The 12,017-nt window shown below is 44.0% G+C and carries 13 protein-coding genes; 2 read left to right on the forward strand and 11 right to left on the reverse strand.

From position 1 onward, the window contains the following. Positions 1-223: 223 nt before the first annotated feature. The gene (locus ACZLMD_RS09315; RefSeq protein ID WP_489495600.1) at positions 224-415 is read right to left on the reverse strand and encodes a hypothetical protein; all 192 of its coding nucleotides are present in this window, start codon (positions 413-415) and stop codon (positions 224-226) included. Between the two features lie 590 nt (positions 416-1,005). Here ACZLMD_RS09315 and ACZLMD_RS09320 point away from each other — a divergent pair. Together ACZLMD_RS09320 and ACZLMD_RS09325 are read left to right on the forward strand one after the other, a co-directional pair. After that, entirely contained in the window at positions 1,006-1,332 is a 327-nt protein-coding gene (locus ACZLMD_RS09320) for an Ig-like domain-containing protein (RefSeq protein WP_489495601.1), read from the forward strand. Next, entirely contained in the window at positions 1,322-3,607 is a 2,286-nt protein-coding gene (locus tag ACZLMD_RS09325) for a leucine-rich repeat domain-containing protein (RefSeq protein WP_489495602.1), read from the forward strand. The genes ACZLMD_RS09320 and ACZLMD_RS09325 overlap by 11 nt, the downstream gene beginning before the upstream one ends. 374 nt (positions 3,608-3,981) lie before the next feature. Here the strand turns inward: ACZLMD_RS09325 and ACZLMD_RS09330 are convergent, their stop codons facing one another. The 10 genes from ACZLMD_RS09330 to rplU all read right to left on the reverse strand — a co-directional run bounded on the left by ACZLMD_RS09330 (position 3,982) and on the right by rplU (position 11,988). Beyond that, complete coding sequence (locus tag ACZLMD_RS09330; RefSeq protein WP_489495603.1) at positions 3,982-4,635, reverse strand: ClpP family protease; 654 nt, start codon at positions 4,633-4,635, stop codon at positions 3,982-3,984. Between the two features lie 250 nt (positions 4,636-4,885). Continuing rightward, positions 4,886-6,973: a polyribonucleotide nucleotidyltransferase gene (locus tag ACZLMD_RS09335; protein WP_022306413.1), complete on the reverse strand. Its 2,088-nt coding sequence runs from the start codon at positions 6,971-6,973 to the stop codon at positions 4,886-4,888. A gap of 81 nt (positions 6,974-7,054) precedes the next feature. Next, on the reverse strand, positions 7,055-7,321 hold the full coding sequence (gene rpsO / locus ACZLMD_RS09340) for a 30S ribosomal protein S15 (protein WP_022306414.1): 267 nt from the start codon (positions 7,319-7,321) through the stop codon (positions 7,055-7,057). Positions 7,322-7,491: 170 nt separating this feature from the next. After that, entirely contained in the window at positions 7,492-8,061 is a 570-nt protein-coding gene (scpB, locus tag ACZLMD_RS09345) for an SMC-Scp complex subunit ScpB (protein WP_118561069.1), read from the reverse strand. Between the two features lie 109 nt (positions 8,062-8,170). Next, a complete protein-coding gene (locus ACZLMD_RS09350; RefSeq protein ID WP_118561057.1) occupies positions 8,171-8,953 on the reverse strand; it encodes a segregation and condensation protein A in 783 nt (260 codons plus the stop codon). A 24-nt stretch (positions 8,954-8,977) separates the two neighbouring features. After that, complete coding sequence (locus ACZLMD_RS09355) at positions 8,978-9,541, reverse strand: hypothetical protein (protein ID WP_489495604.1); 564 nt, start codon at positions 9,539-9,541, stop codon at positions 8,978-8,980. A gap of 40 nt (positions 9,542-9,581) precedes the next feature. Then, positions 9,582-10,871, reverse strand: coding sequence for a GTPase ObgE (gene obgE, locus ACZLMD_RS09360; RefSeq protein ID WP_022306418.1), 1,290 nt, complete (start codon positions 10,869-10,871; stop codon positions 9,582-9,584). A 132-nt stretch (positions 10,872-11,003) separates the two neighbouring features. Then, entirely contained in the window at positions 11,004-11,291 is a 288-nt protein-coding gene (gene rpmA / locus ACZLMD_RS09365; RefSeq protein ID WP_022306419.1) for a 50S ribosomal protein L27, read from the reverse strand. Positions 11,292-11,295: 4 nt separating this feature from the next. Then, a complete protein-coding gene (locus ACZLMD_RS09370; RefSeq protein ID WP_022306420.1) occupies positions 11,296-11,634 on the reverse strand; it encodes a ribosomal-processing cysteine protease Prp in 339 nt (112 codons plus the stop codon). Between the two features lie 48 nt (positions 11,635-11,682). Continuing rightward, positions 11,683-11,988: a 50S ribosomal protein L21 gene (gene rplU / locus ACZLMD_RS09375; protein WP_022306421.1), complete on the reverse strand. Its 306-nt coding sequence runs from the start codon at positions 11,986-11,988 to the stop codon at positions 11,683-11,685. Positions 11,989-12,017: the final 29 nt, after the last annotated feature.

Below are 12,017 nucleotides of genomic sequence, written 5' to 3' on the forward strand. Positions count from 1 at the left end.
ACTCCGAAGCTCTTTCTGGGTGCCTTCAGAAAACAGAATAATTAATTTTTTTTGATTTTTTTCGAATTTACTCTTGACAAAAGTCATTACATATCAGTTTTAGTCAAGCAATGTATCAAAAAAGGCAGGATTCCTCCCGCCTCTCTTTAAACAATATTAACTCAAGCGTTGTACAATCGAATAATCGGTATGCAAAGCTTAATCTATTGCAAATCCATCCGTCTTACGCCTGTGCGAACAACTCCTGTTCAACGGCTTCCAGCTCAGTTTCAGAATAATCCATGGAAAGAATCATTTCTCTGGATATCCCGCTTTGAAGCATTTTGCGTATCGCATTCATTCTTTCCTCGGAACGTCCTTCTGCACGTCCTATTTTTTCACGTTCTTCCGCATAATCTTCTACCGTTTTACACATTTCTCCAAAACCTCCCTCCGTCTCTTTGAAATACTTTACCGCTTTGCTTAATTCATGGAATCTTGTATCCTTTTGATGATTTTTTGTACTTGTACAATCAATACAGATATGCTAAAATAATAGGCGAGAAAATTCAAGAACATAACAGGTGTACCACCCACTGTTGCTACCAACAACAGTGGGCAAAGTATGGTAACGCGACTACCACACAATACAGACAATGTCTGCGATACACACAGCTTTATTATACAAAAGAGCGTTTTTACAATACTCTTTTGTATATGAAACATTTTTGTATTGCCAGACAGCGTCTGTGCCTTTCAGATACGATAATGACGAGGTGTTAGTGTGGACGCATACTAACACCTCGTTCTTGGTTTTCTCACTAAAATTCCTCCGGCATTGTTATTTGCATTGTCGGGGGGTGATTGGTGAGAAACCAGAGTTTTAGGATAAGCTATGGTTTTATTGGTGTGCCATAGCTTTTTCTTATATTCCGGATTTTCATATAGGTACCATCTCTGTTATCTATTCATTTTTTCTGATGATGGTACTATCACTTTACATTATCGCACTGAAAGGAGAAAATAATGAAGAAGAAACTTATTGCGTGGCTGTGCGCCACATCACTGCTTGTCTGCGGTACAACCACGCCGTCAACTGCAGAGGCAGCCAAAAAGCCGGTCTCTCTTTCAAAGACCAGCCTTACCATGAAGCCTGGTGCTTCTAAGACACTCAAAATGAAAAAGACTTCCGGAGTAAAGATCCGCAGCCAGAAATTTACCAGCACCAATAAAAAGGTCGCTTCTGTTACCACGAAGGGTAAAGTAACTGCAAAAATAGCCGGAAAAGCTGTCAAAAGTAACCGTAAAATTCACTTCAGCCAAAGTAACCAAAAAGACTACTTTGAAATGTAAGGTAACGGTAACAGCGAAGAATGCAAATGACAGCGTTTCAACCACATCTGCGTCTCCAGACGTTAAAGCAACCAATGCACCTGGAGCAAATACCACTACCACTCCGGGATCCTCTAATAAACCAAAAGCAACGATAACTCCGAGCGACAGCAACGGTTCGAACTCTACTAATACTTCGGATAACAACAATGAACCAGCAGATTTCCGAGCACCGGGACTGTATAGTTCTAAGGATCATACAACACAACTTAAATCCTGGGATCAGCTGGTGAGCGACGGTGATATAAAATTGGTCAAAGTAGTTAACAGTGGTTATACATGTATACATACATGTGCAAAAGATTTATCAGGCGAACTTGTCATTTCAAAGGATATTTCTTCCATTGGAACTTCTGCATTCTACGGTTGCTCTGGTCTAACCTCTTTCACAATTCCGAATAGTGTTATTTCCATCGGAAGTTCCGCATTCAAAAACTGTGTCAGTTTGACCTCTATCAATATTCCAAATAGTATTACTTCTATCGGAAATTATGCATTCGAAGACTGCGACAGTCTGACCTCCATCAATATTCCAAATAGTGTTATTTCTATTGGAATTTCTGCATTCTATGACTGCGACTCGCTGATCTCTTTTAATATTCCGGATAGCATTTCTACAATTAGAGATTATACATTCGGTCACTGTTACAGACTTACTTCTATCAATATTCCAGATAGCATTACTTCCATCGAAGATTATGCATTCTGTGACTGTTCAAATCTTACCTCTATCAATATTCCAGATAGCGTTTCTAAAATTGGATTTTATGCATTCATTAACTGCTCAAGTCTGACCTCTATCAATATTCCAGATAGTATTACTTCCATCGAAGATTATGCATTCTGTGACTGTTCAAATCTGACTTCCGTGAAACTTTCCAAAAACAACATATCGTTCACTCGCTATACCTTTGATAACACACCATGGTGGAATAATTTTTGTAAAGGAAAGGATTTCGTAGTCTTTAATAATATTCTATTGAAATACAACATAAATGATAACACAGATTCCTCTTCTGTTAATATTCCAGACAATATTTCTGTAATTGGAGAATATGCATTCAAAGACTGCGACGAATTACACTCTATTAATATTCCGAATAGCGTTTCTAAAATTGAATACGGTGCTTTCGCTCACTGTAACAAACTGACCTCCATTACTATTTCGAATAGCATTTCTACAATCGAAGATTATACATTTAGTTACTGTGGCAGTTTGACCTCTATCAATATTCCAGACACCATTACTTCCATTGGAGATTCTGCATTTTACGGTTGCTCTGGACTAACCTCTATCAATATTCCAGATAGCATTACTTCCATTGGAAAATCTGCATTCTACGATTGCTCTGGTTTGACTTCTATCAATATTCCGGATGGAGTTTCTAAAATTGAAAATTCTACATTCAGCTACTGCTCCAGTCTAACCTCTATCAATATTCCAGACACCATTACTTCCATTGGAGATTCTGCATTTTGCGGTTGCACCGGTCTGACCTCTACCACTATTCCAAATAGCGTTATTTCCATTGGTAATGAAGCCTTTTACAACTGCTCCGAACTGACCTCTATCAATATTCCAGACAGTGTTTCTAAAATTGGACTTTATGCTTTTACAGACACACCATGGTGGAATAATCTTTGTGAAGGTAAAGACTTCGTCATTTTTAATAATATTCTATTGGAGTATAACATAAAAGATAACACAGAATGTTTTTCCATAAACATTCCAGATGGCGTTACTGCAATTGGAGATTTTGCATTCACTGGTTGCACCGGTCTGACCTCTATCACTATTCCAAATAGCGTTACTTCCATTGGTAATGATGCTTTCACTGGCTGTTCCGGGCTGACCTCTATCACTATTCCAAATAGTGTTACTTCCATTGGTGATTATGCTTTCACTGGCTGTTCCGGGCTGACTTCTATCACTATTCCAAATAGCGTTATTTCCATTGGTGATGATGCTTTCGCCAACTGTTCCAGACTAACCTCTATCACTATTCCAAGTAGCGTTACTTCCATTGGTAATTCTGTATTCTACCGCTGCTCTGGACTGATTTCTATCACTATTCCAAGCGGCGTTACTTCCATCGGAAATTCTGCATTCTACGGTTGTTCTGGACTAACCGCGATTAATATTCCGGATAGCGTTACTTTCATTGGTGATCATGCTTTCGACGGTTGCTCCAATCTGACTTCTATCACACTTCCAAATGGATTTATTACGATTTGAGAGTAACAGACGTTGTCAAAAGCAACGGTACCGCTCTCTATCGTATTGCTTAAAATAAAGATTGTAACCATTTCCCTGTCTATTTACCACCAAACATAGTTTCGTTCTTACACTAGAAGCTTATCTGATATAATTTATTTTTTAACAAACGTCAGATGTTCTGCAGAACACAGACATCTGGCGTTTCTAATCTTAAAACTCTCTTCATTATAGATGTCCTTCCTTCTAAGGTTCCTATATGGCTGCTATATCTGATTTTTCTTGATTCAGACATGTGAACACATCCACATACCGGATTTGTTCCTGCTCTCCTGCTTTTGCAATCACATTTCCATTGCCAATCTTGATTCACTCTACTGTTTCGACCGTCTTTTTTACACTGTTCCCGCTTCTTCAATCAGCTCCTCCAGCTTCTCGAGTGCATCATGCATCCCGCCCACCTGCTGGAACAGCCCGCACTCTACCGCCTGCTTTCCCACAAGGATCGTCCCCAGATCCCTTGTAAGGATTCCCGGCTTTACCATCATACTCTCGAGCCTGTTCTGATCCATACCGGAATGGTCTGCAATAAAGCCCGTAATCCGATCTTGAATCAGTTGAAAATATTCATACGTCTGTGGTGCCCCAAGAACCTGACCGCTCATGCGTACCGGATGGATAATGACCGTTGCAGATGGTGCGATCACCGTATAATCTGCAGCGACAGAAAGCGGCACGCCAATAGAATGACTGTCTCCCATAACAAGTGCCACAGATGGTTTCGACAGGGACGCAATCATTTCTGACAGGGCAAGTCCACAGGATACATCTCCACCGATGGTATTGATCACAAACAAAACACCATCCACCTGCTTCGTACAGTCCAGCGAAGCTAACATCGGCAGAAGATGCTCATATTTCGTTGTCTTCGTCGTATTGGAGGAGCATTCGTGCCCTTCAATCTCTCCGATAATGGATATCATCTGTATCTTATGTCCCTTTTCATCCTGCAGCATCATATTGCCATATTCCTTGATATTTTCTTCCATTGCAAATCCCCTTTCATTTCCGGTCAATCGGTAAACCCCGATCAATTATTACAATACTCATTTATCATTCTCTGTCTTTTCAGAAGTATTTATTCATAAAACGGTACCAGGATCAAAAGCAGACGGCAGTGAAGCAATCCGCTGCATCAGTAATTTGGAAAATATCTTTTGACTCTTCTTTAAAACATAAAATGTGAAGCTCTCTATTGAGGACTTCACATTTTATCAAATAGTATTATTTTATAAGATTTTATTTAACATCCTTAATGCTGAAGCTCATTCTGCCCATCTTGTCCTTGCCAAGGCATACTACCTTAACATGGTCGCCAAGTGTCAGAACATCCTCAACATGGTTGATTCTCTCTTTGGCGATCTTGGAAATGTGTACCATTCCCTCCTTGCCGGGAGCAAACTCAACGAATGCACCAAATTCCTTGATGCTGACAACCTCGCCCTCGAGGATCTGTCCCTGATGGAAGTCTGTTGTAATGATCTCGATCAGGCGCTTTGCCTCATTCATCATTGCCTCATCCTCACCACAGATAGAAACCTGACCTTCATCGTTGATATCAATCTTAACGCCTGTTCTCTCGATCAGTGCATTGATCGTCTTGCCACGCTGTCCGACAACATCACCGATCTTGGTTGGGTCGATCATGATCTGAATGATCTTCGGAGCAAATTCGCCAACCTTCTCACGAGGCTCGCTGATTGCAGGCTTCATACAGGTATCCATAATGAACATTCTTGCCTCACGGCATCTTGCGATCGCACCCTCAACGATTGGTCGGGTCAGTCCGTGGATCTTGATATCCATCTGGATTGCTGTGATACCATCCTCTGTACCGGTTACCTTAAAGTCCATATCACCAAAGAAGTCCTCAAGACCCTGGATATCGGTCAGAAGTACAAAATCATCATCGGTATCTCCGGTTACGAGACCGCAGGAAATACCTGCAACCATCTTCTTGATCGGCACACCGGCAGCCATAAGAGACATGCAGGATGCACAGGTAGATGCCATGGATGTAGAACCGTTGGACTCGAAGGTCTCGGATACGGAACGGATTGCATATGGAAACTCTTCCTCGCTCGGAAGTACCGGAAGAAGTGCCTTCTCAGCCAGCGCACCATGACCGATCTCGCGACGTCCCGGTCCACGACTTGGCTTTGTCTCACCAACAGAGTATGAAGGGAAATTGTAATGATGCATATATCTCTTCTCTGTCTTGTTGGCATCCAGACCGTCGATTCTCTGCTTCTCAGAAAGAGGAGCAAGTGTTGTAATATTACAGATCTGTGTCTGTCCACGGGTGAACATTGCAGAACCATGTACTCTTGGAATCAGATCAACCTCTGCTGCAAGCGGTCTGATCTGTGTGATCTCACGACCATCCGGACGCTTATGATCCTTTAAGATCATCTTACGGACTGTCTTCTTCTGGTACTGATATACTGCCTCATCCAGAATCTCCAGCCAGTCTTCCTTGTCCGCAAATGCCTCAGCAAGCTTCTCTGTTACCTGACGGACATTCTCTTCTCTTGTCTGCTTATCATCAGAGAATACGGCCTCCTCCATCTCAGCAGGAGGGACGATCTTCTTGATCTCCTCAAACATCTCCTCCGGGATCGCACAACTTGTATACTCATGCTTTGGCTTACCGATCTCCTCTACCATCTGATTGATCAGCGCAATGATCGTCTGGTTGACGTCATGACACTTGTAGATTGCTTCGATCATCTTGTCCTCAGGAATCTCATTGGCTCCTGCCTCGATCATGATAACCTTCTCAGCAGTAGATGCAACAGTCAGACGAAGATCACCGTTGTCCCATACCTCCTGGCTTGGGTTTACGATAAACTCACCGTCTACCATACCCATCTGGGTTGTTGCACATGGACCGTAAAATGGAATATCTGAAATACTGGTTGCTACGGCAGAGCCGATCATTGCAACGAGCTCCGGACGACACTCCGGATCTACAGAAAGCACCAGATTGTTCAGAGAACAATCATTTCTATAATCCTTCGGGAATAAAGGACGCATCGGACGGTCAATAACACGGGCGGTAAGCACTGCATTCTCAGACGCCTTACCCTCACGCTTATTGAAACCTCCCGGAATCTTTCCTACTGAATACATCTTCTCTTCAAATTCAACTGACAGAGGGAAAAAGTCGATTCCCTCACGTGGCTTCTCTGATGCGGTTGCGGTACACAGAACCGTTGTGTCTCCATAATGCATCAAAGCTGCACCATTTGCCTGCTTTGCAACTCGTCCGATATCAATTGACAGAGTTCTTCCGGCAAGCTCCATGGAATATGTTTTGTATGCCATCGATAATCTCCTTTCCTATGCCCGGCGGGCTTTGCAAAACAAGGCACCCTTGCAGGTGCCTCATCCCTTATTGTATCATGATTATTTTCTAAGACCAAGCTTCTCAATCAGTGCACGATATGCATCAAGATCTTTCTTCTTGAGGTACTCAAGAAGGTTACGTCTCTGACCAATCATCTTCAGCATACCACGTCTTGAGTGGTGATCCTTTTTGTTCTCCTTCAGATGCTCAGTGAGCTCACGGATACGGAATGTAAGAATTGCTACCTGTACCTCTGGAGATCCTGTATCCTCTGGTGTACGTCCATACTCTTTTACGATTTCTGCTTTCTGCTCTTTGCTAATCATTGTTCTTCCTCCTAAAATTTAATATATGCCTGTCACTAAGATCCGGTTGGAGTATCCGAAATCTGAGCAACGGTAATCACAACTTATTAAGAATAACACATTGTAATGCGTTTGTAAACCGCTTCGGTTAAATTTCTGCTAATTTTCTGTTATGCTCCAACGTTTCCCGCTTAAATATCAAGCTCAAGCTGTATCTCTTCCTCTGCCTCAATCTTGAAGTCCTCTACCTTTTCCGGATTTACCACCGGCAGATCCTCCAGCGATTCAATGCCGAAGTTACGTAAAAACTCCTCCGTCGTAGCGAAAAGGATCGGGCGACCCGGTGCATCAAGACGCCCAACCTCACAGATCAGCTTGTACTCGACAAGCTTGTTGATCACATGATCACTCTTGACACCACGTATGTGTTCCACCTCCAGCTTTGTGATCGGCTGCTTGTAGGCAATGATCGACAATGTCTCAAGAAGAACATCGGTCAGCACATGCTTCTTCGGCACATGAGCGATCCGGACCAGATATTCATACATGGATGCCTTCGTACACATCTGAAATGCACCATCAAGCTCTATGATCTGTATTCCTCTGTCATCGCCGGCATACCGGTCCATCATGTTGCGGATCACATGACGGCAGGTATCCTCATCCTGCTCTGTGGCTGCAGCGATCCGTTCCAGTTCCACTGCTTCTCCCATGGTAAAAAGAATTGCCTCGATCACCGCTTCCAGATCTGATATTTTCATTTCCTTATCCATACTACTTCTTACATTCCTTTCTCAGCACAAAAAACGAACTCTCTGCGAAACATCTGCCGGGTGAGTATATTTATTTCACGCAATATCCTTCCGGATCTTATACGCCACTGGACGGCACAACCTCTACGTCCTTCACACCCGGTACATATGTAATCTGAATATCATCAAAGGTGTTTTCCTGTTCGATCTTAAGCTTACCAACCTTCATCAGCTCCAGGATTCCCAGAAATGTCACGATCAGCATCAGCTTGCTGTGCTGCTCCTCCAGCATTCCGCGGAATGTAAAGCTTCCGTGAAGCATCGCATATTCCTCGATATGCAGCATCCGGTCGGTCAGACTTATCTTCTCCTTCTCGATGTTACCAAACTTGCTTCGGATCGGATCGATCTTGTCGACCTGTTTCTTCATGATATCCCGGAAAATGCTCTGCAGTCTGGAAAGCGTCACATCTGAAAGAAGTTCTCCCACATCGACCTCCTCCTGATACTCGGCAATCTCCTTCGGGATGGACGGATCCTTAAAAATCATTCTCGAGGCATCCAGCTGACGATCCTTCAGCTCATAGGATGCATATTTGTACATCTTATACTGAAGCAAACGTTCAACCAGCTCTGCTCTCGGATCTTCCTCCTCGCCCTCCTCGGTCGGAGGTGCCGGAAGAAGCATTTTGGACTTAATCTTAAGCAGTGTCGCTGCCATGACCAGAAAGTCACTCATCACATCCATATCCTTTGTCTCCATCCGCGACACATAATCCATGTACTGCTCCGTGATCTCAACAATCGGTATATCAAAGATATCAATCTTATTTTTCTCGATCAGATGAAGCAGAAGATCCAACGGACCATCAAATGCTTCCAGCTTAACAGATAAACTCATACCAGCAATCATACCTTTCCAAAATCACAATAATAAAAGAATCAGCCTCGATGCACCATAGTGGATCAGATCAAACAAAAGCACCAGCACAAAGATCAGCTTGACAGTTCCATCCACCTTCAGCATCCCAAGATATCCCGTCGGTGATGTCCCGGCAATCAGAAGTCCCATGTCAAACGTTGACACCGGAAACAGATTTGCCACAAACATCCCAAAGCTGAGCATCGCAAGGTACTGTACGAAAATTGGGACAATACTCTGCCACCAATGATGTATTACCAGATGATCCAGTCCCTTCACGCCTCCGTAACCGAACCGTAGAACAAGTATGCTGCCCGCAAATACCATGAGCAGACTGACAAGTCCCGCCACCCCCAGACGTCTGTTTGTTATCGGATCCCTGACCCGGTAGAAATACGGCTTGGAAATCGGCACACAGCTGGTAAGGGAAAGAATCAGACCGATCGGATCAATATACCGCCACACCTTCCACGGAGTTGTCCGAAAACAGTGTACGGACCGCTGACAGCACGCATATACAATCAATCGGATTACTTCGTGCCAGATCATCAGCAGCATCGCAGCCACTAGACAGCTCCCTGTTTCTATAAGGATTTCTTTCACCCTGTCACCTCAAATAATCAAACTGAAGACCATACATACGAACGGTATCGCCTTCTTCGATGCCAAGCTTCTCCAGTTCGTCCACAATACCGCTTGTGCGCAGGAACTTCTGGAAAAATTCAAAGCCCTTCTCGGAATCAAGGTTCGTGTAACCAAGCATACGCTCGATCCTTGGTCCCTCGACCACATACATGCCTTCCTTCTCATCGTACTCAACCGTATACGGCTCGTCCTTGAAGGTTTCCTGCTCCAGATCGTATTCCTGTTCAAAGACAACCGGCTCCTGATCAAGCTGATCCAGTTCCTTGCGGACATAATATAAAAGTTCCTTAACGCCCTTGCCGCTTACGGCAGAGATTGGAAATACCGGGATTCCCTTCGGTTCAAACTCTTCCTTAAGAAGTGTGATCACCGTATCCTCCTCCGTGCCATAAAAGACATCCGTCTTATTCGCTGCGATGACCTGCGGTCTCTTGATAAGCTCCGGACTGTAGTTTTCCAGCTCTTTATTGATGACAAGAATATCATTGAGCGGATCGCGTCCCTCTGTGGAAGCTGCATCCACCATATGAATAAAAAGCTTGGTACGCTCGATATGGCGCAAAAACTCATGACCAAGTCCAATGCCCTCTGATGCGCCCTCGATCAATCCCGGAATATCGGCGATCACAAAGCCGTCTGCCCCGTCCAGATCGACAACACCAAGAATCGGGCTCAGTGTTGTGAAATGATAATTGGCAATCTTTGGCTTTGCATTGCTGACTCTGGATAAGAAAGTAGACTTTCCAACATTTGGAAAACCGATCAATCCCACATCTGCGATCGTCTTTAACTCCAGAATAACCTCAAGCTCTCTACCCGGCTTACCCGGCTGTGCATACTTCGGCACCTGCATCGTCGGCGTTGCATAATTCATGTTGCCCTTACCGCCACGACCGCCCTTTAACACAACTTCTCTCTTGTGTTCATGGGACATGTCAATAATGACCTTTCCTGTCTCTGCCTCGCGTACCACAGTTCCCTCCGGCACATGAACAACCATATCCTCGCCATCGGCTCCATGACAACGGCGCTTGCCGCCCGGCTCACCATCGCCCGCAAAATATTTACGGATATGACGAAAGTCATTCAGTGTATTTACGCGGGGATCCACTTCAAATATCAGATCACCACCACGGCCGCCGTCTCCGCCATCCGGACCACCTGCAGCTACATACAGTTCTCTTCGGAAACTCACATGACCGTCTCCGCCTTTTCCGGATCGTATCGTTATCTTCGCACTATCAGCAAACATCATATCCTCCTTTTGTTCAAACTGCTTCCGCTTAGTCGAAAGCCCAATGGAAGCTTCCTACACATACAATAAAGAAATAGGGGCTGCCAGTGGCAACCCCTTATCGGTAACCGGATCCCCGGTCAAAAAGTCTTATTTAGCTTCTACCGGATATACGGAAGCCTGCTTTTTGTCTCTACCTTTTCTCTCGAAACGAACAACACCATCAACAAGTGCAAACAGAGTGTCATCTCCACCGCGTCCAACATTTACACCCGGATGAATCTTTGTACCACGCTGTCTGTATAAAATGTTACCAGCAAGTACGAACTGTCCATCGGCTCTCTTTGCTCCTAATCTCTTAGACTCGGAATCTCTACCGTTCTTTGTAGAACCCATTCCCTTTTTATGAGCAAATAACTGAAGGTTCATCTTTAACATGGTTCTATCCCTCCTGTTTTTTAATTCGAAGTTTAATGTGTTTCTTACCATACTCATCCTGAATGCCATTAAGCCCCAGAACAAGTGATTTCAGTAACAGCTCTGACGATGATCCGACCGGCATGTCCTTTATTTTAAAAAGAACGGTTCCGGTCTCAGGATCTACAGAACTTTCAAATGAATCTTCGGTATACTGCTCAATCGAATTGATCGTGTTGATCACCAGCGCTGACACGGCAGCGCAGACAATGTCCTGACCATATTCTGCATACTCCGCATGACCATTCATCCGAAATCCTGTATACTCCCCGGAGGAAGTCTGAAAAATCTCAACATCTATCATACTGTCACCCTTCTGTGAACTTCACAGAATCCCTGCCATCAGACCGGATTAAGCGTTGATCTTATCGATCTTAACCTGTGTGTAAGCCTGTCTGTGACCGTTTTTCTTATGATATCCGGTTTTTCTCTTATATCTGTAAACGATAACTTTCTTTGCTCTGCCTTCCTTAACAACTGTTGCAGAAACACTTGCATTTGCTACATCAGCACCTGCCTTCATAGCTCCGTCGTTTACAGCCAAAACGCTATCAAATGTAACTGCCTCGCCAGCTTCTGCTGCAAGCTTCTCTACGTTAATGATATCACCCTCGGCTACTTTGTACTGCTTTCCACCTGTTGCAATAATTGCGTACATCTTTGCACCTCCTTATCATTACTCGCCAA

The sequence above is a fragment of the Jutongia sp. genome, assembly GCF_057878315.1.

Excerpts from the sequence above, each read along its gene's own strand:
- ACZLMD_RS09315 (WP_489495600.1), bottom strand. The coding sequence starts at position 415 with ATGTGTAAAACGGTAGAAGATTATGCGGAAGAACGTGAAAAAATAGGA.
- ACZLMD_RS09320 (WP_489495601.1), top strand. The coding sequence starts at position 1,006 with ATGAAGAAGAAACTTATTGCGTGGCTGTGCGCCACATCACTGCTTGTC.
- ACZLMD_RS09330 (WP_489495603.1), bottom strand. The coding sequence starts at position 4,635 with ATGGAAGAAAATATCAAGGAATATGGCAATATGATGCTGCAGGATGAA.
- ACZLMD_RS09335 (WP_022306413.1), bottom strand. The coding sequence starts at position 6,973 with ATGGCATACAAAACATATTCCATGGAGCTTGCCGGAAGAACTCTGTCA.
- rpsO (WP_022306414.1), bottom strand. The coding sequence starts at position 7,321 with ATGATTAGCAAAGAGCAGAAAGCAGAAATCGTAAAAGAGTATGGACGT.
- scpB (WP_118561069.1), bottom strand. The coding sequence starts at position 8,061 with ATGAAAATATCAGATCTGGAAGCGGTGATCGAGGCAATTCTTTTTACC.
- ACZLMD_RS09350 (WP_118561057.1), bottom strand. The coding sequence starts at position 8,953 with ATGAGTTTATCTGTTAAGCTGGAAGCATTTGATGGTCCGTTGGATCTT.
- obgE (WP_022306418.1), bottom strand. The coding sequence starts at position 10,871 with ATGTTTGCTGATAGTGCGAAGATAACGATACGATCCGGAAAAGGCGGA.
- rpmA (WP_022306419.1), bottom strand. The coding sequence starts at position 11,291 with ATGTTAAAGATGAACCTTCAGTTATTTGCTCATAAAAAGGGAATGGGT.
- ACZLMD_RS09370 (WP_022306420.1), bottom strand. The coding sequence starts at position 11,634 with ATGATAGATGTTGAGATTTTTCAGACTTCCTCCGGGGAGTATACAGGA.
- rplU (WP_022306421.1), bottom strand. The coding sequence starts at position 11,988 with ATGTACGCAATTATTGCAACAGGTGGAAAGCAGTACAAAGTAGCCGAG.